Below are 23,527 nucleotides of genomic sequence, written 5' to 3' on the forward strand. Positions count from 1 at the left end.
ATACATGTAATAATAGCCTGATAATTTATAACGGAAAACAATTTATGCAGTGGAAATCTCTCCAGGCGCTAACGCCCGGTTTGACGCATTTATTAGGGTATCAACGCAGTTGGCTTAAACCGGATATACGCGCCGGGCTTTCCGTAGCCGCGGTGGCATTGCCGGTGGCGATTGCTTACGCCGAGCTGGCCGGGGTCAGCCCGGTGGTGGGGTTGTACTCCTGCATTTTGCCGATGGTCGCTTACGCGTTTTTCGGATCATCGCGCCAGCTTATTGTCGGGCCGGACGCCGCCACCTGCGCCGTGATAGCCGCAGTAGTGACGCCGCTGGCGGCGGGTAACATGGAGCGGCACTGGCAGCTCACCATCATGATGACGGCAATGATGGGCGCCTGGTGCCTGTTGGCTAGCCGTTTCAAACTGGGCGCACTGGCGGATCTGCTCTCCCGGCCGATACTCAGCGGGCTGCTGAATGGCGTGGCGATCACCATAATGGTCGATCAAATCGGCAAGGTCCTCGGTTTTGGCGTTCCACCAGCGCAGTTGATTGAGCGCATTTACGCTCTGCCGGGCAACCTGATGCACAGCGACTGGCTGACCATGGCAGTGTCGTTGCTGACGCTGGTCACGCTGTTGGGGTTTAAAAAATGGCGGCCCAATTGGCCGGCACCGCTGTTTGCCATCGTATTGGCGGCTTTCGCCACCTGGATAGGCGGGTTGCAGCAGCATGGCGTGGTGACGGTGGGCGGTTTTAGCGACGTGCTGCCGATAGTCCAGTGGCCGGATTTCCAACCGGGTTTGCTGCGAGACATGGTCATTCCGGCGCTCAACCTGGCGGTAGTGAGTTTTGTCAGCATGATGCTGACCGCTCGCAGTTTTGCGGCGAAGAACGGCTATGAGGTGAATGCCGACGCCGAGTTCCGTGCGCTGGGGCTGGTGAATATCGTTTCGGCGCTTTCGCAGGGATTTGCCATCAGCGGGGCGGATTCCCGCACTGCGGTTAACGATGCCAACGGCGGCAAGAGTCAATTGGTGTCGATCATTGCCGCGGGGGTGATTGCTTTCGTGCTGTTGTTCCTGATGGCGCCGCTGCAGTTTATTCCGGTGGCGGGGTTAGGCGTAGTGCTGATGTATGCCGCCTGGTCGCTGCTGGATTTTCGGGGCATCTGGATCATGCGCCGCCGCAATGCGCAGGCCTTCAGGTTGGCAATGTTCACCTTCATGTGCGTGCTGCTGGTGGGGGTGATCAGCGGCATCGGCCTGGCGGTATTGCTGGGGCTGATGCAGTTCCTGCGTACGGTATTTCGCCCGACGGAGCAGTTGCTGGGTGTGAACGATGAGGGCATGATCCACTCGATGGGCAACAACAACGGCGTTAAGGCGGTACCTGGCGTGATGATGTACCGCTTCAACTCGCCGTTAACCTATTTTAACGTGGCGTACTTCAAGCGCCGGATCCTGAATTTGGTGGACAGTACGCCATTCCAGCCGCGTTGGGTGGTGGTGGATGCGGTCGCCAGCTTTACCCACGCGGATATCAGCGTTCTGGCGGCGATAGATGAACTGAAGCGCGATTTGTTACAGCGTAACGTGAAACTGGTGTTGGCGGGACGGCGAACCGAGCTGACGCGCTGGTTTCGTATCAATCGGCTGGGACGCGATCGGGAATTGATTCTGGTGCCGGATTTGTATCTGGCGTTGAAGCTGATTCAAAGTAAGGAACAGGCTGAGACGGCAGCGGTTCCATAAGCCAAAAGGGCACGCCGAGGCGTGCCCTTTTGGTTACTGCGGGCAGATCAACTGCGCAGCAGCATGTACAGACGGAACAGGTAAATCAGCAACAGGGCGGAAACCAGGTTGCTCAGCGCGGTAAGCACTACGCTGGCGACATTCGGGGTCAGCACCGAAAGGTGGCTCACCATAAACAACACCAGCAGCTTGGCGGCCAGCCACAGCATCATGGCCGGCACAATCACGCGCGCATTGGCGAAGGCCAGTTTGCAGCTCAGCTTAATCGAAGCGAATACGCCTTTTTTGTCGGCGGTGGTGATGACCGGCGCCAGCGAGAAGGCGATCGCCATGATTACGCCCGGCACGACGAACAGCGTCAAGCCCAGTTGAATCAGCAGAGTGCAGATAAACAGCAGCAGCAGCAAACGCGGCAACTCCGGCGCAGAAGCGCCAATAGCGCGCAGCGCGCTGATGCGTTGCCCCTGGGAAACCAGGCGAATCAGCGTCAGCATCCCGCCAACCAGCAACACGTTGCCCACCAAAGCGGAGAAAGTGGCGGCTGCCGAAACCTTCAATAACACCATCTGCTGCTCGGGTGTCATTTGCTGAATGATTTCCTGGATCCCCATTCCGGCAGATGCCGTAAAATCACCTTCCGTTGCGGACAAGATCTTCAACTGCTCGACGTCAGGGCTAAAAACCTGATTGAGCAGCACAGAAATGAACGCGGTCAACAGCGCCAGCATCAGGATGCTGGTCAGTTGATTACGGAAAAAGTTAAAACTGTCACGGTACAACGTGTTGGCCGTGATAGGCATGCAGACTCCTTGGCGTCGAGAAACAAAGATATATCCATCGCTTTTCAAGCTGCGGCATTGTTGGCCGCAACTTGAAATTCATAGGTATATGGCAAAATCAGTGGGCGATTGTACCCTGTTCCGCGTCGCTGTGGCACCCCGCGAGTTGCACTGCGGCTATTTCTTCGGCAATCACCGTTATTGGCAGCGACAAGGGTAAAAGAACCGGCAGCGGCGGCAGACCATAACGCTCGCGAGCGCGATCGCAGGCTTCGTTGCGCAGGCCGTTTTCTCCGGACTGATCGAACTCGCGACAAGGGCTGGGGCGATTGAGGTAAATGGAGCAGGACACGGCCTTGCCGATTTCACCTTCGAGAGCGGTACAGCGCGGGGACTTGCTGTTGGTCCCCTGCATACAGCGCAAAAAGGGAGTTAAGGGTTCGGTAAGAGATAGAGGAACCACGCCGCCGCCATCTTCCGCTTCGGCCCAATAGAATGACACTCGAAAATAGCCGCAGCATGCGCCGCAACTGACACAGGGATTAAGAATTTCGCTCATCTTGATTGCGCCGACTCCTTACGGCACCAACCAAAACCAACACGGATGATGAAATTACTCAGCGGTTGTTTTTTTAGCAACTGAAATTTGAACATGTAGATAATTTGCAACAAAATCCATTTTTTGATTCAGATCAATCCTCGATTTATTAGTCCTTTAGGTAACCTTGTTTTTAGTAGGAATTAAAAAATTTACACATAAGATGTGATCCCGATGGGATCATAAATACCCGTAAGTAGGTATATTCCCTTCCGAACAGTAACCACACAAATGGAATGGATAATGAAAAAGACAACTCTGGTGGTATTGGCGGCTATGATGGCCCCTATGGTGGCAAGTGCGCATCAGGCAGGTGATTTTCTTTTCCGCGCGGGTGCGGCGACGGTACGGCCTAATGCAGGATCGGACGACGTACTGGGGCAGGGATCGTTCAATGCCGATAATAACACCCAGCTCGGCCTGACTTTCGGCTATATGGTGACGGACAACATCGGCGTGGAACTGCTGGCTGCGACGCCGTTCCGCCATAAGGTGTCGTTGAACGGCGCTGCAGTGAACGGCAATATTGCCACGGTGCGCGATCTGCCGCCGAGCCTGATGGCGCAATATTACTTTGGCGACAAGCAGGACAAACTGCGTCCCTATCTGGGGCTTGGCGTGAACTACACCACTTTCTTCGATGAAAAGTTCAATGACAATGGCAAAGAGGCTGGGCTGAGTAATCTGAGTCTGAAAGACTCCTGGGGCGTCGCTGCGCAGGCGGGCCTGGATTACAACCTCGATGCACACTGGATGTTGAATATGTCGGTGTGGTGGATGAATATCGAGACCAAAACCCGCTTTGATGACGCCAACGGCAATCATCACAGCATTGATACGCGGTTGGATCCTTGGGTGTTTATGTTCGGGGCGGGTTATCGCTTCTGAGGATGACCGAGACAGGGAGGCACAATGCCTCCCTGCGATCGTTATTTGAGCTGCATGACGTTCTCAACGGATTTAACACCCGCCACGCCGCGTGTGGTCTGCACCGCACGGTTGGCATCTTCGCTGGAAGTGACAAAACCGCTCAATTGCACCCGGCCTTTAAAAGTCTCTACGCTGATTTCTCTCGACTTGATGTTTTTATCTGCCAGCAGTGCTGATTTCACTTTGGTGGTAATCACCGTATCGTCAATATAACCGCCAGTCCCCTCGGATTTCGCTGTCGGCGCGCAGGCGCTTACTGCGAATGCCACAACGGCTGCCATGCATAAGGCCGAAAGGGTTTTAAATAGCTTCATAAATTACTCTCCATGCAATGTTATTGTTGAAACTACATTCAGGTTATTACCTGAAAACGCTCAGTATTTCCGCAAAATGCGGAAATCTGCAACGGGCACCTTCAAGTGTGAGTCAATAAGCGGGTTTGTTCAAATTTTAGATGTAAAAAAATAGAACAACCTTGAGAGGAAACAAGATGTTATCGGCGGGCGCGATCCATCACGCCCACCGCAGGAAGGATCAGGTTCGGGTCGCGGCTTTCATTTCGCTGACAAAGTTCGCCAGCCGAGTCAGCATTTCTGCCGGCTGCGCCTGATTTTGCTCGATAATTTTGACGATCGCCGAACCGGAGATAGCCCCGGCGGCACCGGCCTGCAGTGCGTCACGTACCTGCGCAGGCTCGGAAATGCCGAATCCCTGCAGCGGTGGCGCGGCACGGTATTCGCGCAGTTTGTTCACCAGATGATGCAGTGGCAATTGAGCGCGGCTTTCGGTGCCGGTAACGCCGGCACGTGACAGCAGGTAGGTATAACCCCGACCGTGTGAGGAGATCTCACGCAACAAATCGTCGTCTGCGTTTGGCGGGCAGATAAAGATAGGGGCGATGCCATGGCGCGTGGCGGCGGCACGGAAGGGCGCAGATTCTTCAAAGGGTACGTCGGCAATCAGCACCGAATCCACGCCGACCTCGGCGCAACGCTGGTAAAACGCATCGATGCCTTTATGAAACACCAGGTTGGCGTACATCAGCAGGCCGATAGGAATGGTCGGGTACTTCTGACGAATGGCGGCCAGCATTTCAAAGCATTGGGTCGGCGTCACGCCGGAGGCGAAAGCGCGGAGCGCAGCGCTCTGGATAGTCGGGCCGTCGGCCAGCGGATCGGAGAACGGGATGCCCAGCTCCAGCGCATCGGCACCGGCTTCAACCAGAGTATCGATAATTTGCAGCGACAGCGCCGGGTTCGGGTCGCCCAGGGTGACAAACGGGACGAAGGCACCTTCCTTGTTGCTTTCCAGACGTTTGAACAGTTGCTGATAACGTTCCATCAGATTTCTCCCCGAGCTTTCAGTATGTCGTGAACGGTAAATATGTCTTTGTCGCCGCGGCCGGACAGGTTAACCACCAGGATCTGTTCTTTCTGCGGCGTTTCACGGATCATTTTCAGCGCATGCGCCAGGGCGTGGGAGGATTCCAACGCCGGGATAATACCTTCGCTGCGCGACAGTGCCTTGAAGGCATCCAGCGCTTCATCGTCGGTAATCGACACGTATTCGGCACGGCCAATGCTGTTCAGATAGGCGTGCTGCGGCCCGACGGACGGGAAGTCCAGCCCGGCGGAAATGGAATAGGATTCCTCGATCTGGCCTTCGGAGGTCTGCATCATCGGCGCTTTCATACCGAAATAGATACCGACGTGGCCGTGCTTCAGCGGCGCACCGTGTTGGCCGGTTTCGATACCGAGACCGGCGGGTTCCACGCCGATCAGGCCAACGCTGGTGTCATCGATAAAGTCGGCAAACATGCCGATAGCATTGGAACCGCCACCGACGCAGGCCAGAACTGCGTCCGGCAGGCGACCTTCGCGCTCCAGCATCTGCGCTTTGGTTTCTTCGCCGATCATGCGCTGGAATTCACGCACGATGGTCGGATACGGATGCGGGCCAGCTGCGGTACCCAGCATATAGTGGGCAGTTTCATAGCTGCCGGACCAGTCGCGCAGCGCTTCGTTACAGGCATCTTTCAGCGTGGAGGAACCGCTGTGCACCGGGATGACTTCCGCACCCATCAGGCGCATGCGGAACACGTTCGGCGACTGGCGTTCAATATCTTTGGCGCCCATGTAAATACGACATTTCAAACCGAGCAGCGCACAGGCCAGAGCAGAGGCCACGCCATGCTGACCGGCACCGGTTTCGGCGATGATTTCGGTTTTGCCCATGCGCTTGGCCAGCAATGCTTGCCCCAGCACCTGGTTGGTTTTGTGCGCGCCGCCGTGCAGCAAATCTTCACGCTTCAGGTACAGCTTGGTTTTGGTGCCGGCGGTGAGGTTTTTGCACAGCGTCAGCGCCGTCGGGCGGCCGGCGTAGTTTTTCAGCAGATCGATAAACTCCGCCTGGAATTCAGGGTCGCGCTGGGCGCTGACGAAGGCCTCTTCCAGTTGTTTTAATGCCGGCATCAGAATCTGCGGCACATACTGGCCACCAAATTCGCCGAAGTAGGGGTTAAGCAGCGTCATTATAGTTCCCGTTATTATCCGTTAAATTGTCTACCCTTCATCTTTCAAACCGCAGGTGCGTCGGTTGCGTTCTTTCACCCCAATCACTTACCTGAGTAAGCTCCTGGGGATTCGCTCTCTTCCCGCCTTCCTGTGCCTTGAAATCTATTGGGTATATTTGATTCAGTAGGCGCGCAGGGTCTTGAACACCGCCGCCAGGCGGGCAGGGTCTTTAATCCCGGGCTGGCTCTCGACACCGGAGTTAAAGTCCAGCCCGGCACAGCCGAGTTTGGCTGCGTCAACGCAGTTGTCTGCGCTCAGGCCGCCCGCCAGCATCACGTTATCCAGGTTTTGGCCGTGCAACACTGACCAGTCGAAACGCTGGCCGGTGCCGCCGGCGCCGTTATCCAGCAGATAGCGGTCAACGTGCTGCAGGTCACGCGCCGGCAAGCTGTCTTTCACACTCAGCGCTTTCCAAATCTGGCAGGAGGCAGGCAGTTTGGCGCGCAGGGCGTCGATATAGGTTTGATCTTCCGCACCGTGCAATTGCACCGCTTGCAGACCAAGGCGTTCAACGGTTTGCACCAGGGTTTCCACTTGCGCATCGCAGAACACGCCGACGTATTTCAACGGCGCACCGGCGATCACTTCGCGGGCGCGGTTGATGTCGACATAGCGCGGTGAACGCCCGACAAAAATCAGCCCGCCGTAGACGGCGCCGGCCTGATAGGCGGCTGCGGCATCCTGCGGGCGGGTCAACCCGCAAACTTTATTGTCGCCCAGCGTTACCCGGCGTACGGCGGTGCGCAGGTCGGTTTCCGACATCAGCGCGCTGCCGATAAGGAAGCCGTTGGCAAAGTGACTCAGTTCGCGGATTTGGCCGTAATTGTTGATACCTGATTCGCTGATCACCGTCACGCCGTGCGGCACGCGTGGCGCAAGTTGGCGGGTGCGATCCAGGTCGATGCTCAAATCCCGCAGGTCACGGTTATTGATGCCGACCACACGCGCTTCCAGGGTGATCGCCCGTTGCAATTCTTCTTCGCTGATCACTTCGGTCAGCACGCCCATATTCAGGCTGTGCGCCACGGCCGCCAACTGGCGGTATTGTTCGTCGTCGAGTACCGACAACATCAGCAGGATGGCATCGGCCTGATAGAAACGCGCCAGGTAGATCTGATACGGATCGATAATAAAATCTTTGCACAGCACCGGCTGCGTCACCGTTTTGCTGACCAGCGGCAAGAAGTCAAAGCTGCCCTGAAAGTACTTCTCATCGGTCAGCACCGAGATGGCCGACGCGAAATCCTTGTAAACCGAAGCGATTTCGACCGGATCAAAGTTTTCGCGGATCAATCCTTTGGAAGGGGACGCTTTTTTGCATTCAAGAATAAACGCCGTTCTGGCCCCTTGCAGCGCATGATAAAAGCCGCGTTCGCTTGGGACGATTTCATCGTGAAAACTGGCCAGTGGCTGTTGTTGCTGTCGTGCTGCGACCCATTGCGCTTTGTCACGAACAATCTTGTTGAGCACGGTTTCCTGCATCATTTATCCTCTTGCTGCCAGTGCGGTGACGCGCTCGTAAGCTTGCCCGCTGTGAATCGTTTCCAGTGCCTGCTGCGCGTTTTGGCGCAGGTCTTCATGCCCGAATAACTTCAGTAGCAACGCCACGTTAGCGGCTACCGCTGCGGCGTGCGCCGGGTCACCTTTACCTTGTAACAACCGTGCCAGAATGTCACGATTTTCTTCCGGTGAACCGCCCCGCAGGGCCTCCAGCGGGTAGCTTTGCAGCCCAAAGGACTCTGGGGTCAACTGATAGCTTTCAATTTCACCGTTGTTCAGCTCCGCCACCTGGGTCGTGGTGTGGATCGCCACTTCGTCCATGCCGCCGCCGTGCACCACTGCTGCACGCTGGTAGCCCAACACACGCAGGGTCTGCGCAATCGGCAGTACCAGCTCAGGGCTGTAAACGCCGATCAGCGCCAGCGGCGGACGCGCCGGATTGATCAACGGGCCGAGCACGTTAAATACCGTACGGGTTTTCAGCTGCTGGCGTACCGGCATCGCATGGCGGAAACCGGTGTGATACTGCGGTGCAAACAGGAAGCACACGCCCAGTTCATCCAGCGCCTGGCGAGACTCTTCCGCCGGCAGATCCAGGCGAATGCCGAAGGCCGCCAACAGGTCCGAAGAACCGGAACGGCTGGAGACGCTACGGTTGCCGTGTTTCGCCACTTTGGCGCCACATGCCGCTGCCACGAAAGCGCTGGCGGTAGAGATATTGATGCTGTTGGTGCCGTCGCCGCCGGTGCCGACAATATCGGCAAACGGATAGTCCGGGCGCGGGAACGGCAGGGCGTCGGCCAGCAGGGCTTTGGCCGCACCGGCAATCTCTTCCGGGCGTTCACCGCGGATTTTCATGCTGATCAGTGCCGCTGCCAGTTGGCTTGGCTCCAGCTCACCGCGCACTATGGCGCTGAACAACTGCCGGCTTTCCTCTTGGCTCATTGTCTCTGAGCGGTACAGTTTTTCAAGAATAGGTTGCATCGTCGTTTCCCTTATTATTTCGCCAGCGCCCAGGCCAGAGTTTGCTCAAGCAAACGCGCGCCGTGGGTGGTGAGGATCGATTCCGGATGGAACTGGAAACCGCATACGCGATGCCGGTCATTACGTACTGCCATCACCATGTCGCCAAAGCGAGCGTTAACGGTGAGTTCGGCCGGGATATTGCTGCCGACCAGTGAATGGTAACGAGCCACCGGCAGCGGGTTCACCATACCGGCAAACATGCCTTCGCCATCGTGGCTGATGGCCGAGGCTTTGCCGTGCAGGATCTCGCCCGCCTGGCCGACGTGGCCACCGTAAGCTTCCACGATCGCCTGGTGCCCCAGACAGATACCGATAATCGGCAACTGGCCGCGCAGGCGTTGCAGCAGTTCCGGCATGCAGCCGGCTTCGGACGGCGTTCCCGGGCCCGGTGACAGCATCAGCACCGGTTGCTCCATTTGTTGCAGACGCTCGATAATCATGTCTGCGGAAATCTGGTTGCGGTAAATCACCACCTGGTGGCCGCTGGCACGCAGCTGATCGACCAGGTTATAGGTAAAGGAATCAACGTTATCGAGCAGTAAGATATCGGCCATCAGAACACCTCCTTGGCTTGGTGCGCGCTGGCAATGGCACGCAGCACGGCACGTGCCTTATTACGGGTTTCATCGGCTTCCGCCTGAGGAACAGAATCCAGCACCACGCCGGCGCCGGCTTGCACGGTGGCGATACCGTCTTCAACATACGCGGAGCGGATGACAATACAGGTATCCAGATCGCCGCTGGCGGTGAAATAGCCCACTGCGCCGCCGTAGCTGCCGCGACGGGAGCCCTCTGAGGCGGCGATCAATTGCATGGCGCGAACCTTGGGCGCTCCGCTCAGGGTCCCCATGTTCATGCAGGCCTGGTAGGCGTGCAACACGTCAAGGTCTGCGCGCAAGGTGCCGATCACCCGGGAAACCAGGTGCATCACGAAAGAGTAGCGATCCACTTTGGTCAGGTCCGCCACGTAGCGGCTGCCGGCCTGGCAGATGCGCGCCAGATCGTTACGCGCCAGATCGACCAGCATCAGATGCTCGGCCAGTTCTTTGTGGTCGGTGCGCATTTCCAATTCGATGCGGCTGTCGAGATCCAGATCCAGAGAGCCATCGGCGCGGCGCCCACGCGGGCGGGTACCGGCGATAGGGTAAATTTCGATCTGGCGGTTGCCGGCGTCGTATTTCAACGCGCTTTCCGGAGAGGCGCCGAACAGCGTGAATTCGTCGTCCTGCATAAAGAACATGTAAGGGCTTGGGTTGCTGTCTTTCAACGTTTGATAGGCCGCCAGCGGTGCCGGGCATGGCAGAGAGAAGCGGCGTGATGGCACCACCTGGAAAATCTCGCCCTGGCGAATGGCCTGCTGCAGCTCGCTGACCACGGCGCTGTATTCCTCATCGGTCTGGTTGCAGCTCAACTGCATGTTTTCCAGCTTCTGGTGCGGAATGGGTTGCGGGGTCTGCTTCAACTGGGTCTGCAACTGCTCAAGACGCTGCTGCAGGCGCTGTTCTTCCGCCGTGTCGGCGGTAAACACGCTGGCTTGCAGGCGGGCGACGCCGCGCTGGTGGTCCAGCACCAGCAGGGTTTCCGCCAGGTAGAAGCAGAAGTCCGGGCAACGTTGATCCTGGCGCAGTGCCGGCAGATTTTCGAAACCGGCGACCAGGTCATAGGCAAACAGGCCGCCGAGCATGACCGCTTCACGTTCGTCAGCCGGGGCGTCAACCAGTGTCAGCAGAGTGCGCAACGCGTCAAATACTGACAGCGAGCGCAGACGGGCATCTTCATCCTGCACTGCATCAATGGCCGGGAAGGTCAGTTCGCGGCCGTTTGGGCGAGCCTGAATCTGCACTTCGGCCGGCAGCGCTTCATCGAGCAGCGGCAGCATCGCCGCGCCGTTGGCGGTCAGCGCCTGCAACGTGACGCTGCGACCCAGTGCGGTGATGCGCAGGGCGCTGTCGATCACCAACAGGCTCTGGAGGTTCTGCTTGCTGTTTATCTCGGCAGACTCCAGCAGCAGGGTGGCCGGGCGTGCGCCGCACAACTGGTGGAAAATGGTAGTAGGATCGCCCCGGTAGCGGGTTTCCGCCTTCAGCAGTGTGAGTTGTGGTTTGATGTTCATCATGGGTGGTTCCAGTTAGATTTTGTCCATAAAAAAGCCCGCATTACCAGCGGGCTTAGGGAATCTGCAGTGTCAGATGACAGGTATGCGTGATTACACCGCCCGCGAAAGGGAAGTACGCCACCAACGAAGAAGAGAAGTTTGCTTATTCATTTCTGTGCTCTCTCGATTATCATCCAACCAGGGAATGCCCCTGAACTTGTGTACTAGTTAACTGGTTCGAAGGAATAAAGTCAACCCTCTTTTTACACAATGTTTTAGCGGCAAGCGTGAGTTATTTTCATCAGGGCGGAAGTGCGCAATCCAGAATAGATTTCCGTCCGGCCGACGATCGCGGGTATGATAGAAGGCCAAGCCATTGCCGGATATTTCTTTTGACAGACAGCAACCCCCAGCCTTCCGCGTTTACCCTTTACGACCTCCACAGCCATACCACCGCCTCCGACGGCTATCTGACGCCGGCGCAGCTGGTGCAGCGGGCGGTTGAAATGCGGGTTGGCGTATTGGCCATCACCGACCACGACACCACCGATGGGCTGGCCGCCGCCGCCGCCACGATTGCCGAGCTGTCGCTGCCATTGCAACTGGTGAACGGGGTAGAAATCTCTACGCTGTGGGAAAACCACGAGATTCATATTGTTGGTCTGGGGATTGATATTACCCATCCGGCGATGGTGCAACTATTGGCCGAACAAAGTGAACGTCGTAACCTGCGGGCGCAGGAAATTGGCGTTCGGCTGGCAAAGGCGCGTATCGATGGTGCCTTCGAAGGCGCGCAAAAGCTGGCGGACGGCGGAGCGGTGACCCGCGGGCACTTTGCACGTTATCTGGTGCAGATCGGCGTTGCCGACAACATGGCGCAGGTGTTCAAGAAATATCTGGCCAAGGGCAAAACCGGTTACGTTCCGCCACAGTGGTGTACAATAGAACAAGCCATTGATGTGATTCATCAATCTGGCGGGCAGGCGGTGATCGCGCATCCGGGCCGTTACGATCTGACGGCTAAATGGTTGAAGCGGCTGTTTGCGCATTTTGCCGAACACGGCGGCGACGCGATGGAAGTGGCCCAGTGCCAGCAAGCACCGCATGAGCGTTCGCAACTGGCGAAGTACGCGCAAGAGTATCAATTACTGGCGTCGCAGGGGTCGGATTTTCATCAGCCCTGCTCGTGGATCGAACTGGGCCGTAAACTGTGGTTACCCGGTGGCGTTGAGCCGGTGTGGCGTGACTGGCCGGAGCCGCAGCAGGCCGCAGTATATTGATTTAACGTGGGCGGAGGCGCCTGCGTGCATCATTTTTAGGAGCAAGTCATGAGTCAGCTTTTTTATATTCATCCAGATAATCCTCAACCGCGTCTGATCAACCAGGCGGTGGACGTGCTGCGCAAAGGCGGGGTGATTGTTTACCCCACCGATTCCGGTTACGCGCTGGGCTGCAAGCTGGAAGAAAAATCGGCTATGGAACGTATTTGCCGTATTCGCCAGTTGGACGGTAACCACAACTTTACGCTGGTGTGCCGCGATTTGTCCGAACTCTCTACTTATGCCTATGTCGACAATACCGCATTCCGTTTGATCAAAAACAACACGCCGGGCAATTACACCTTCATCCTGAAGGCGACCAAAGAAGTGCCACGCCGCCTGATGAATGACAAACGTAAAACCATCGGTCTGCGCGTACCTTCGAACCCGATTGCGCTGGCGCTGTTGGAAGTGCTGAACGAGCCGATGATGTCGACCACGCTGATGTTGCCGGGTAACGATTTCGCCGAGTCCGATCCGGAAGAGATCAGCGATCATCTGGGCAAACAGGTAGACCTGGTGATCCACGGCGGTTTCCTGGGCCAGCAGCCGACCACTGTGATTGATCTGACTGAGTCGGCGCCAGAGGTGGTCCGCGAAGGTGCGGGCGACACAACGCCTTTCCGTTGATCTCATCGCTGCGGCGGTTGCTCATTTTCTGAAAAGTGGCTGAAACGACGTCATTTATCGTGAAAGCCGCTATTCTACAGTATCGAAAACTGAAAATAGGCAGGATGCGTAGCGATGATTAAACGGGGTTCTCTTTTAGCGGTCTTATTGTTTTCTTCTGTGGCCAATGCCGGTTTTTATTCCGGCAACGCTTTGCTGTCTGAAACCGGCGGCTATGTGAAAAATAAAAATGGGGCGGCTACCGTTGCCGAGGCGTTGGATGGCGGGCTGTTTATGGGGTATGTGGCCGGCGTTTTTGACACCTATTCGATGCAGGGCAATCGCAATATTTGCCCGGACGCCGGCATGAGCGTAGGTATGGCTTCTGACGCAGTACTGCATTATTTAAATGAACATCCGGAACAGCTGCACTATTCTGCACCTTCAGTGATCATGCTGGCATTAACCGCTGCTTATCCTTGTGAAAGACACTAAATCTGTTCATTTGGTGCGTATTTTTTCATTAGGTGCGCCCCTCGTTTTTTAGCACGTTCTTCAATAGATTAGATCGCCAAACGCTGTCAGTTTACTTCCTGTGCACAAGTCCTCTTAACTGTTTTGAGGACGTGACGCTTCAGGAGGCAAAATGACAGCGTTTCACTTTGGTACCCACTCTCTCGATTATCATGACTTCGGCTCAGGTCCGCTGACGCTGGTCTTGCTGCCCGGCTGGTGTGAGCCAAAAACGGTATTTGACCCCTTTTGCATGCTGGCGAGTGAGCGTTACCGGGTGATTAGCCTCGACTGGCGCGGCCAGGGGCTGTCTTCCCGCGAGGCTGCGCTTTCGCTTGGCGCCGAAGATCTGCTGGAGGACGTCCATCATCTGCTGACTGCGCTGCAGGTGGATAATTTTGTGACGCTTTCGGTGGCTCACGCCAGCTGGATTGCCGTCGCGCTGGCAGAGCTTATGCCGCAGCAGGTCAAGGGCCAGGTCTTTCTCGATTGGATCATGACGCAGCCGGTGCCGGCATTTTTCCAGTCGGTACAGCAAATGCAAGGGTCCGAACAATGGCTGGCGGCACGCGATGCGCTGTTTGCGTTCTGGCAGGGCGGTCTTGATCATCCGCGAGTGAAACATCACCTGACCGTTGAAATGGCCCGCGAGGATTTCCGCGTCTGGCAGGCCGCCGGCGTGGCGATAGAGCAAGCTTACCGACAATATCAATCGCCGCTTAACCGGTTGGGCGAATTAAATTCTCCCCCGGCTTGTCGGCATATTTACTCGCTGGATCGCGATGAAAATTATCTGGAGCAACAGCGGGCGTTTGCTGCCGAATATCCGTTTTTCTCGGTAGTGCGACTGGAGCATGCCCGAACGCACCTGGGGATCCTTGAGCGGCCTGATGAAGTGTATCGGGCGGTGGTTAACTTTCTTGGCGATTAATCTTCTTTCTTGCTTTGACCTAATGCGGGCAAGAGCTCGCGGTTAACAGATTTCGATAATCGGCCGGGTAATAAAGTGGGTTCCAACCCTATTGAAAGCCTGTATAATGCGCGGTTCGATCCAAGTAAACGTATTGTTACCGCTGTGGTGCCTGTCGCCGCAGCGGTCATCCCCCCGACGCCTGTGAAGGCGACACTAGAGGTTGCTCAATGAGCGAAAAGTTACAAAAAGTTTTAGCGCGCGCCGGCCATGGTTCGCGTCGTGAAATCGAAACCATAATTGAAGCCGGCCGCGTCAGCGTTGACGGTAAAATTGCCAAACTGGGCGATCGCGTTGAAGTGACTGCGGCGATGAAAATTCGCCTGGATGGTCACGTGCTTTCAATTAAAGAATCCGAAGAAACGGTTTGCCGCGTGCTGGCTTATTACAAGCCGGAAGGTGAACTCTGTACTCGTAGCGATCCTGAAGGCCGCCCGACGGTGTTTGATCGTCTGCCAAAACTGCGTGGTTCTCGCTGGGTAGCGGTAGGGCGTCTGGACGTCAATACCTCAGGCCTGCTGTTGTTCACCACCGACGGTGAGCTGGCAAACCGCCTGATGCACCCGAGCCGCGAAGTCGAGCGCGAATACGCAGTGCGCGTATTTGGCCAGATTGACGATGAAAAAGTGAAGCAACTGAGCAAGGGCGTTCAGTTGGAAGACGGCCCGGCCGCTTTCCGCACCATCACTTTCCAGGGCGGCGAAGGCATTAACCAGTGGTACAACGTGACGCTGACCGAAGGGCGTAACCGCGAGGTTCGTCGTCTTTGGGAAGCGGTTGGCGTTCAGGTCAGCCGCCTGATCCGAGTGCGTTATGGCGATATCGATCTGCCTAAAGGTCTGCCGCGTGGCGGTTGGACCGAGCTGGAACTGCCGGCGATTAACTACCTGCGCGAATTGGTTGAACTGAAACCTGAAACCGTCAGCAAGATGCCGGTGGAGCGTGAACGTCGCCGCGTGAAAGCGAATCAAATCCGTCGTGCGGTCAAGCGCCACACCCAGGTGGCCGGCAGCGGTCGCCGTAGTGCAGTGGGCAGCAAGCCTGGCAAGCCAAGCAAGCGCAGCTAATCATTACGCCGCAGCTTCTCAGGGCCGCGGCGTTTTCTTTTCGTTACCAGTCAATTCCCTTTTGCGCCATGATACCTGCGTCAAACGCGTGTTTTACCGGCCGCATTTCCGTCACCGTATCCGCCATTTCCAACAGATCGCGATGGCAGCCACGCCCGGTGATAATCACCGTCTGGTGTGCAGGGCGCTGTCGCAAGGCTTCCAGCAACTCGTCTAACTCAAGATAACCGTAACTGACCATATAGGTCAGCTCATCCAACAGCACCAGATCCAGGCTGTTGTCGGCCAGCATGCGTTTGCCGTGTTGCCATACGGCCTGACAGGCTGCGGTATCGCCGGCTTTATTCTGGGTTTCCCAGGTGAAACCGGTTGCCATTACCTGGAACTCTATCCCGTGCTGCTGCAGCAGGTTTTTTTCCCCGTTCGGCCATTCGCCTTTGATGAACTGAATGACGGCGGCCTTCATACCGTGGCCGACGGCGCGCGTCACTGTGCCGAACGCCGCAGTAGTTTTGCCTTTACCGTTACCGGTGAACACCAGCAGTAAACCTCGTACTTGCTGGGCGGCGGCGATACGAGCGTCGACCTGTTCTTTCAGGCGCTGCTGACGTTGTTGATGGCGGTCTTCGGTCATGATAAAGCCTCCTTTATTCAGCGGCGCCGGGTTTACGATTGGGTTGAGCATCGAAGCTCATACCGGTTTTGCGGCGGCTGTCATCGCCCATTAAATAGAGGTAAAGCGGCATAATATCCGCCGGCGTTTTCAGCTTGCTTTTATCTTCATTCGGGAATGCGGATGCGCGCATTTTGGTGTGGGTTCCACCAGGATTGATGCAGTTTACCCGAAGATGGCGGCTTTTATATTCTTCGGCCAGCACCTGCATCATGCCTTCCGTGGCAAATTTTGACACCGCATAGGCACCCCAGTTGGCCCGGCCCGTGCGGCCAACGCTGGAGCTGGTAAAGACCAGCGATCCCGCATTGGATTTCAGCAGCAGCGGCAACAGCGCCTGGGTGAGCATAAAGGTCGCGTTGACGTTGACCTGCATGACTTCGTGCCACATTTCCATCGACAAGTCAGCCATCGGCGCAATATCTCCCAACAGCCCGGCGTTATGCAGCACACCGTCGAGGCGCGGGATCTGAGTTGCCAGAGCGTCCGCAACTTGTTTGCACTGTTCCTGCGTAGTGTGCAGCAAATCCAGCGTAACGGTGAAGCTTGGCGCGCCTCCCAGTCGGGCTATCTCGGTTTGTACCTCCCGCAGCTTGCTTTCGGTACGGCCCAGCAGCACCAGTTGTGCACCGAATTTGGCGTAGGTGAGTGCGGCTTCGCGTCCGATGCCGTCACCGGCACCGGTGACCAGGATGACTCTTTGTTCCAGCAGATCATGTTTAGGGTGGTAATGCACAATAATTCCTCGCGCCGTGGTGGCTGTCTCCCGCTTGCATCGGGGAGTGGTGTGGATTAAGAGGCCCTGGCGGGAGCAAAGGCTCGACCGCATGCAGGATCCCGCAGCGAATTTGGCTCATCATGTTGATGAATAATCCGTGTTATATGCCTCAAATGGATCGTATTTTCAATGATTAGGCGGCAGAATCGGCATTCTTTTGTAACAAAAATGGAACAGCGGTGGCTTGGTTAAGTCAAAAAGCGCCCACATAGTACAGAGGCATCACAAGGAATTATTATTTAGCCACGACAGCCACAGCGTCGGTTGGCTAGAATGAATGAGATCATACTAACAACCTGTAAATAAAGGCGGAATCTGTGGAGTTTATATCTGTTTACGGCCTGTTTCTGGCCAAAGTCGCGACGGTAGTGATTGCCATCGCCGCGCTGGCGTTGCTGGCGGTCAGTATTGGGCAACGCAAGGCCCGGCACAAAGGGGAATTGCAGCTTACCGATCTCGGAGAGCAATATCGGGAGATGCAACGCGACATGCGCCTGGCACGGATGGGCGATGCGGAACAAAAGGCCTGGAGCAAACAGTTTAAAAAACAGACCAAAGCCGACGATAAACTGAAAAAACAGCGCGCTAAGGCCGGTGCGGTTGAAGCGACCAAACCTTGCCTGTATGTGCTCGATTTCAAAGGCAGTATGGATGCCCATGAAGTGACTTCTCTGCGTGAGGAAATCTCGGCGGTGCTGGCGGTGGCAACGCCGCAGGACGAGGTTCTGCTGCGGTTGGAAAGCCCGGGAGGGGTAGTGCACGGTTATGGCCTGGCGGCATCGCAGTTGGCCCGCTTGCGCACTGGGGGTATCCGGCTGACGGTAGCGGTAGACAAGGTGGCGGCCAGCGGTGGTTATATGATGGCCTGCGTGGCGGATCGCATCGTCGCGGCGCCCTTTGCCATCATAGGGTCAATCGGCGTAGTGGCGCAAATCCCCAACTTCCACCGCCTGCTGAAAAAGAACGATATTGATGTGGAACTGCATACTGCCGGCCAGTTCAAGCGCACGCTGACGCTGTTTGGTGAAAACACCGAGCAGGGGCGCGAGAAATTCCGGGAAGATCTGAATGAAACCCATGAACTGTTTAAAGAGTTTGTGCACCAGCAGCGACCTTCGCTCGATATCGACAGCGTGGCGACCGGCGAGCACTGGTTTGGCTCTCAGGCGAAAGATAAAGGGCTGATTGATGCGATTGGCACCAGTGATGATTTGCTGATCGCCGAAATGGAAAATCACGAAGTGGTCGGGGTGCGCTATGCGCGTCGTAAACGTCTGATGGATCGTTTTACCGGCAGCGCGGCGGAAAGCGTTGATCGTTTGCTGCTGCGCTGGTGGCAGCGCGGTGAAAAACCGCTGCTTTAAGCGCTTTGATTAAACACCTCGGGGGCTAAAACCCCCGTTTTTTTGCTTAGTCAGCCAAATGATATTTTTCGGAAAGCACGTGGGCCAAATGTTTAAACATATTAAATACTGCAGTGGTTTTTACCGTAGGTAATCCATCCTGATCCAAAAAGAATTCGCCACGGAAAACTAAAACGCTGCCTTTTTGTTCAACATCGTTAGCCACCATGCCCTGCAGATAATCGCTATGCTGCCGAATAATGTTATTTGCTTCTTGCAGCAGGGCCTCGCGGCCAATGGGGGTGGTATTAATGCGCATTATTACTCTCCAATCATAAATTCTGCGCGTATTCTAACGCCGGTTCGCATTTATCCGCAAACAGACTAAGGTTTATTTGCCATCTGGATGGCTAGCTGTATCCATCGATTGGCGAAATCTCTCTTTCCGTGCTAATTAGGTTGCGTGACGCTTTTTATCAGGTACAGTGTGGGATTTTGCGGTGTCGGGTGGAAGCTTTTGTTTACGCCATGAATGAGTCTCACACAGCCATACTTCTGGGGCATGAGTGAATAGTCGGCAGGATCAACAACTTGCATTCAGGTTGAGCAGTTAAGCAACCAATAGAAAAAAACATGTTGATCTCTTGCCAGACTGCCGCAATATAAAAAAGAGATATGAATCGCTGCGGCACGGCGAGATAAAAGACTTCTTTTTAGAAGAAACAAATTTAGGTAAAGGTAAATATGGGTAAAGCTCTCGTAATAGTTGAGTCCCCGGCAAAAGCCAAAACTATTAATAAATACTTAGGTAATGACTACGTGGTGAAGTCCAGCGTCGGTCATATCCGTGATTTGCCGACCAGTGGCTCAGCCAGCAAAAAGAGCGCTGACTCAACCGAAGACAAAGCCAAGAAGAAAGTTAAAAAAGATGAGAAAACGGCGCTGGTAAATCGGATGGGCGTCGATCCTTATCATGGCTGGAAAGCGGATTATGAAATTCTGCCAGGTAAAGAAAAAGTTGTCGCAGAGTTAAAATCGTTAGCGGAAAACGCCGACCATATTTATCTCGCAACCGACCTTGACCGCGAAGGGGAAGCCATTGCCTGGCACCTGCGGGAAGTGATCGGCGGTGACGACAAACGCTTTAGCCGCGTGGTGTTCAATGAAATCACCAAGAATGCGATCCAACAGGCCTTCAAACAGCCGGGTGAGTTGAATATCGATCGTGTTAACGCACAGCAGGCGCGTCGCTTTATGGACCGCGTCGTGGGTTACATGGTATCGCCGCTGCTGTGGAAGAAAATTGCCCGCGGCCTGTCTGCCGGGCGCGTGCAATCTGTTGCGGTACGGTTGGTGGTGGAGCGTGAGCGCGACATCAAAGCCTTTGTGCCGGAAGAGTACTGGGAGCTGCACGCCGATCTGCTGGCGAAGAACGATACCGCGCTGCAGATGGAAGTGACGCATGCCCACGACAAACCCTTCAAACCGGTTAACCGTGAGCAGACCCACGCCGCCCTTAAACTGCTGGAGAAAGCCCGTTATACGGTGCTTGATCGCGAAGACAAACCCACCAGCAGCAAGCCTGGCGCGCCTTTCATTACTTCTACGTTGCAACAGGCGGCCAGCACCCGGCTGAGTTTTGGCGTGAAGAAAACCATGATGATGGCACAGCGGTTGTATGAAGCCGGCCACATCACCTATATGCGTACCGACTCCACCAACCTGAGCCAGGATGCGCTCAACATGGTGCGTGGCTATATCGGCGACAATTTCGGCGACAAGTACCTGCCGAAAGCGCCGAATCAGTACAGCAGCAAAGAAAACTCGCAGGAAGCGCACGAAGCTATCCGTCCGTCGGATGTGAACGTGCTGTCCGAGCAGTTGAAAGATATGGAAGCGGATGCGCAAAAGCTGTATCAACTGATCTGGCGTCAGTTTGTGGCCTGTCAGATGACGCCGGCACAGTACGACTCCACTACGCTGTCAGTGAAGGCCGGTGATTATCAGTTGCGCGCCAAAGGCCGTACGCTGCGTTTCGATGGCTGGACCAAAGTGATGCCTGCCTTGCGCAAGGGTGACGAAGACCGCACTTTGCCGTACGTCGAAGTAGGCAGCGATCTGGAACTGCAAAAGCTGATCCCGAGCCAGCACTTCACCAAGCCGCCTGCGCGTTACAGCGAGGCCTCGCTGGTGAAAGAACTGGAAAAACGCGGTATCGGCCGTCCATCGACTTATGCATCGATTATCTCGACCATTCAGGATCGTGGCTATGTACGGGTCGAAAGTCGCCGTTTCTACGCCGAGAAAATGGGTGAGATCGTTACCGACCGTCTGGAAGAGAACTTCCGCGAGTTGATGAACTATGACTTTACCGCTCGCATGGAAAATGGCCTTGACCAGGTAGCCAATAATCACGCCGAGTGGAAAGCGGTGCTGGATGAGTTTTTTGCCGAGTTCAGCGAACAGCTGGAGACGGCGGAGAAAGATCCTGAAGACGGCGGCATGCGCCCGAATCAGATGGTCATGACCAGCATTGACTGCCCGACCTGCGGCCGTAAAATGGGTATCCGAACCGCCAGTACCGGCGTGTTCCTCGGTTGTTCCGGCTATGCGCTGCCGCCGAAGGAGCGCTGCAAAACCACCATCAACCTGATTCCGGAAACGGAAGTGCTGAACATCCTCGAAGGGGATGATGCAGAAACCAACGCGTTGCGTGCTCGCCATCGTTGCCAGAAATGCGGCACGGCGATGGACAGCTACCTGATCGATAACCAGCGTAAGCTGCACGTCTGCGGTAACAACCCGGCGTGTGACGGCTATGAAATCGAAGAGGGCGAATTCCGTCTGAAAGGGTATGACGGCCCGGTGGTTGAGTGCGACAAGTGTGGTTCCGAAATGCACCTGAAAATGGGGCGCTTCGGCAAGTATATGGGCTGCACCAACGAGACGTGCAAAAACACCCGTAAGATCCTGCGTAACGGCGACGTTGCACCGCCGAAGGAAGATCCGGTTCCGTTGCCGGAGTTGCCATGCGAAAAGTCAGACGCTTACTTTGTGTTGCGCGACGGTGCTGCCGGCGTGTTCCTGGCGGCCAATACCTTCCCCAAATCGCGCGAAACTCGTGCGCCACTGGTAGAAGAGCTGGCCCGTTTCAAGGATCGTCTGCCGGAAAAACTGCGTTACCTGGCGGATGCGCCGGTCGCGGATGGCGAGGGCAACAAAACGATGGTGCGCTTCAGCCGTAAAACCAAACAACAGTATGTCTCTTCAGAGAAAGACGGTAAGGCCACTGGCTGGTCCGCTTTCTACGTTGATGGCAAATGGGTGGAAGGCAAAAAGTAAATCTGCAGCGTCATGGATGCAATAATAAAAACCAGCCCTGGTGGCTGGTTTTTTGTTGCCTAAACGGGGGCAGGCCTATTTTTCCTGCCCGGGAGCCAAGGTTTCACGTTGATAGCAATGCAAAATAATCGTTATCATGATGTGACGTGGATCTATACTTGAAGCGGCTACGTGATATAGTGGTTATATAAAAAGTTTTTTTATGATTAAAGCTTATTAATAACGGCGTTTTCTTCAGCATCTGGGTAAGACACTGTGTTTAGGCTTGTCAGTTTTCAGCATACCGGGGCGACACCGATATACCTGGCTGCGGGTAAGCCGCAGTGTTTAACCTAGGATGGTATAAGATATGAAATTGCAGCAGCTTCGTTACATTGTGGAAGTGGTTAACCACAACCTGAATGTCTCCTCGACGGCAGAAGGGCTTTACACTTCACAACCCGGTATCAGCAAGCAAGTGCGTATGCTGGAAGATGAGTTGGGTATCCAGATTTTCGCTCGCAGCGGCAAACACCTTACTCAGGTTACCCCGGCAGGCCAGGAAATCATCCGCATCGCGCGTGAGGTTCTGTCTAAAGTGGACGCGATCAAAGCCGTTGCCGGCGAGCACACCTATCCAGATAAAGGTTCGCTGTACGTCGCTACCACTCATACTCAGGCGCGTTACGCGCTGCCCAACGTCATCAAAGGCTTTATCGAGCGCTACCCGCGCGTTTCGTTGCACATGCATCAGGGGTCGCCGACGCAAATTGCAGAAGCGGTATCCAAAGGCAACGCGGACTTTGCCATTGCCACCGAAGCGCTGCATCTTTACGACGATTTGATCATGTTGCCTTGCTACCATTGGAACCGCGCGGTGGTAGTGAAGCCCGATCACCCATTAGCCGGCAAAAGCCATATCACCATTGAGGAATTGGCGGCGTACCCGATCGTCACCTATACCTTCGGCTTTACCGGGCGTTCCGAGCTGGACACGGCGTTCAACCGCGCCGGCCTGACGCCACGCATCGTATTTACCGCAACTGATGCTGATGTGATTAAAACCTACGTGCGCCTTGGGCTAGGGGTTGGGGTTATCGCCAGTATGGCGGTGGATCCGGTGCAGGATCCGGATCTGGTGACTGTGGATGCGCGCGATATCTTCACCTACAGCACGACCAAAATCGGCTTCCGTCGCAGTACCTTCCTGCGCAGCTACATGTACGATTTTATCCAGCGTTTTGCTCCGCACCTGACCCGCGACGTGGTCGACAATGCGGTAGCACTGCGATCGAACGAAGAGATCGAGGCAATGTTCAAGGACATCAAGCTGCCGATTAAGTAAGTCGGTAAACCAATGACTTACCGCAGGCTTCGATTCTCTGGTGTTCGCTCACCTGTTTGTATCCTGTTTCGATCCTGTTGATCTAAACAGGCGGTGAGCTTGACTCAACGGGAGGGGAAATTCAACTCTCCCGTTTTCACCTTTCGTTAGATCGCCTCTTAACCGCGTTGTCGACCACGTTACACATCTAGCCACACATTCTCTCTGCCTACCCCTCTAAAACGCTCTCAGGGCGGTTTTGTGCTGTTTTCTGGCTTCAATTGCCTCGAGCATAAGCCTACAGAGTGAGGGAATTCCTAAAAAAGTTTAACAGTGAAATAATTAAAAAAATCTACATTAT

The 23,527-nt window shown here is 55.4% G+C and carries 20 protein-coding genes, 1 pseudogene and 1 other annotated feature; of the genes and pseudogenes, 10 read left to right on the forward strand and 11 right to left on the reverse strand.

Annotated elements, in window-relative coordinates; translation table 11 throughout:
• The first annotated feature begins 44 nt into the window (after positions 1-44).
• Positions 45-1,748, forward strand: a complete 1,704-nt coding sequence (locus D4100_RS00520) for a SulP family inorganic anion transporter (protein WP_006321167.1) — start codon at positions 45-47, stop codon at positions 1,746-1,748.
• A gap of 47 nt (positions 1,749-1,795) precedes the next feature.
• Here D4100_RS00520 and D4100_RS00525 read toward each other — a convergent pair whose 3' ends face one another.
• Together D4100_RS00525 and D4100_RS00530 are read right to left on the reverse strand one after the other, a co-directional pair.
• Positions 1,796-2,548, reverse strand: a complete 753-nt coding sequence (locus D4100_RS00525) for a YciC family protein (RefSeq protein ID WP_006321166.1) — start codon at positions 2,546-2,548, stop codon at positions 1,796-1,798.
• A gap of 97 nt (positions 2,549-2,645) precedes the next feature.
• Positions 2,646-3,086, reverse strand: coding sequence for a YkgJ family cysteine cluster protein (locus tag D4100_RS00530; protein WP_119802562.1), 441 nt, complete (start codon positions 3,084-3,086; stop codon positions 2,646-2,648).
• Positions 3,087-3,368: 282 nt separating this feature from the next.
• Here D4100_RS00530 and ompW point away from each other — a divergent pair, with 282 nt between their 5' ends.
• Positions 3,369-4,013, forward strand: a complete 645-nt coding sequence (ompW, locus tag D4100_RS00535; RefSeq protein ID WP_006321164.1) for an outer membrane protein OmpW — start codon at positions 3,369-3,371, stop codon at positions 4,011-4,013.
• Positions 4,014-4,054: 41 nt separating this feature from the next.
• Here the strand turns inward: ompW and D4100_RS00540 are convergent, their stop codons facing one another.
• The 6 genes and pseudogenes from D4100_RS00540 to D4100_RS00570 form a co-directional block, all read right to left on the reverse strand.
• Positions 4,055-4,369 (reverse strand): BON domain-containing protein, encoded by a 315-nt coding sequence (locus D4100_RS00540; protein ID WP_004945257.1) that lies wholly within the window; start codon positions 4,367-4,369, stop codon positions 4,055-4,057.
• 220 nt (positions 4,370-4,589) lie between these two features.
• On the reverse strand, positions 4,590-5,396 hold the full coding sequence (trpA, locus tag D4100_RS00545) for a tryptophan synthase subunit alpha (RefSeq protein WP_119802564.1): 807 nt from the start codon (positions 5,394-5,396) through the stop codon (positions 4,590-4,592).
• On the reverse strand, positions 5,396-6,589 hold the full coding sequence (gene trpB / locus D4100_RS00550; protein ID WP_172479814.1) for a tryptophan synthase subunit beta: 1,194 nt from the start codon (positions 6,587-6,589) through the stop codon (positions 5,396-5,398). Before trpB ends, trpA begins: the two co-directional genes overlap by 1 nt.
• A 159-nt stretch (positions 6,590-6,748) precedes the next feature.
• On the reverse strand, positions 6,749-8,110 hold the full coding sequence (gene trpCF, locus D4100_RS00555) for a bifunctional indole-3-glycerol-phosphate synthase TrpC/phosphoribosylanthranilate isomerase TrpF (protein WP_199685662.1): 1,362 nt from the start codon (positions 8,108-8,110) through the stop codon (positions 6,749-6,751).
• Between the two features lie 3 nt (positions 8,111-8,113).
• Positions 8,114-9,708, reverse strand: a pseudogene (gene trpD, locus D4100_RS25850) (bifunctional anthranilate synthase glutamate amidotransferase component TrpG/anthranilate phosphoribosyltransferase TrpD).
• Positions 9,708-11,270, reverse strand: a complete 1,563-nt coding sequence (locus D4100_RS00570; RefSeq protein ID WP_006321158.1) for an anthranilate synthase component 1 — start codon at positions 11,268-11,270, stop codon at positions 9,708-9,710. The pseudogene trpD and the gene D4100_RS00570 overlap by 1 nt, the downstream one beginning before the upstream one ends.
• 25 nt (positions 11,271-11,295) lie before the next feature.
• Positions 11,296-11,399 (reverse strand) — a sequence feature (Trp leader region).
• Between the two features lie 242 nt (positions 11,400-11,641).
• Between D4100_RS00570 and rnm the strand changes: the two genes are divergently transcribed.
• From rnm to rluB, 5 genes are all read left to right on the forward strand, one after another.
• Entirely contained in the window at positions 11,642-12,529 is an 888-nt protein-coding gene (gene rnm, locus D4100_RS00575) for an RNase RNM (RefSeq protein ID WP_119802570.1), read from the forward strand.
• 48 nt (positions 12,530-12,577) lie between these two features.
• Positions 12,578-13,198, forward strand: coding sequence for an L-threonylcarbamoyladenylate synthase (locus D4100_RS00580; protein WP_006321148.1), 621 nt, complete (start codon positions 12,578-12,580; stop codon positions 13,196-13,198).
• 114 nt (positions 13,199-13,312) lie between these two features.
• Positions 13,313-13,672, forward strand: coding sequence for a Rap1a/Tai family immunity protein (locus D4100_RS00585; protein WP_006321147.1), 360 nt, complete (start codon positions 13,313-13,315; stop codon positions 13,670-13,672).
• A gap of 151 nt (positions 13,673-13,823) precedes the next feature.
• Positions 13,824-14,621 carry an alpha/beta fold hydrolase gene (locus D4100_RS00590; protein ID WP_119802572.1) on the forward strand — a complete coding sequence of 266 codons (798 nt, stop codon included), beginning with the start codon at positions 13,824-13,826 and terminating at the stop codon, positions 14,619-14,621.
• Between the two features lie 209 nt (positions 14,622-14,830).
• Positions 14,831-15,727: a 23S rRNA pseudouridine(2605) synthase RluB gene (rluB, locus tag D4100_RS00595; RefSeq protein ID WP_119802574.1), complete on the forward strand. Its 897-nt coding sequence runs from the start codon at positions 14,831-14,833 to the stop codon at positions 15,725-15,727.
• Between the two features lie 43 nt (positions 15,728-15,770).
• Here the strand turns inward: rluB and cobO are convergent, their stop codons facing one another.
• Together cobO and D4100_RS00605 are read right to left on the reverse strand one after the other, a co-directional pair.
• Positions 15,771-16,361, reverse strand: coding sequence for a cob(I)yrinic acid a,c-diamide adenosyltransferase (cobO, locus tag D4100_RS00600; protein WP_119802576.1), 591 nt, complete (start codon positions 16,359-16,361; stop codon positions 15,771-15,773).
• A 13-nt stretch (positions 16,362-16,374) separates the two neighbouring features.
• Complete coding sequence (locus D4100_RS00605; protein ID WP_006321126.1) at positions 16,375-17,136, reverse strand: YciK family oxidoreductase; 762 nt, start codon at positions 17,134-17,136, stop codon at positions 16,375-16,377.
• A 359-nt stretch (positions 17,137-17,495) separates the two neighbouring features.
• On the opposite strand from D4100_RS00605, the gene sohB reads away from it, so the two are divergent.
• The gene (gene sohB, locus D4100_RS00610; RefSeq protein WP_006321124.1) at positions 17,496-18,542 is read left to right on the forward strand and encodes a protease SohB; all 1,047 of its coding nucleotides are present in this window, start codon (positions 17,496-17,498) and stop codon (positions 18,540-18,542) included.
• A 46-nt stretch (positions 18,543-18,588) separates the two neighbouring features.
• Here sohB and D4100_RS00615 read toward each other — a convergent pair whose 3' ends face one another.
• A complete protein-coding gene (locus D4100_RS00615) occupies positions 18,589-18,840 on the reverse strand; it encodes a YciN family protein (protein WP_119802578.1) in 252 nt (83 codons plus the stop codon).
• Positions 18,841-19,265: 425 nt separating this feature from the next.
• Between D4100_RS00615 and topA the strand changes: the two genes are divergently transcribed.
• Together topA and cysB are read left to right on the forward strand one after the other, a co-directional pair.
• Complete coding sequence (gene topA, locus D4100_RS00620; RefSeq protein ID WP_119802580.1) at positions 19,266-21,863, forward strand: type I DNA topoisomerase; 2,598 nt, start codon at positions 19,266-19,268, stop codon at positions 21,861-21,863.
• Between the two features lie 349 nt (positions 21,864-22,212).
• Positions 22,213-23,187 carry an HTH-type transcriptional regulator CysB gene (cysB, locus tag D4100_RS00625; RefSeq protein WP_004945202.1) on the forward strand — a complete coding sequence of 325 codons (975 nt, stop codon included), beginning with the start codon at positions 22,213-22,215 and terminating at the stop codon, positions 23,185-23,187.
• Positions 23,188-23,527 lie beyond the last annotated feature (340 nt).

The organism is Serratia inhibens, from assembly GCF_003591175.1.
Taxonomy (GTDB): domain Bacteria; phylum Pseudomonadota; class Gammaproteobacteria; order Enterobacterales; family Enterobacteriaceae; genus Serratia; species Serratia inhibens.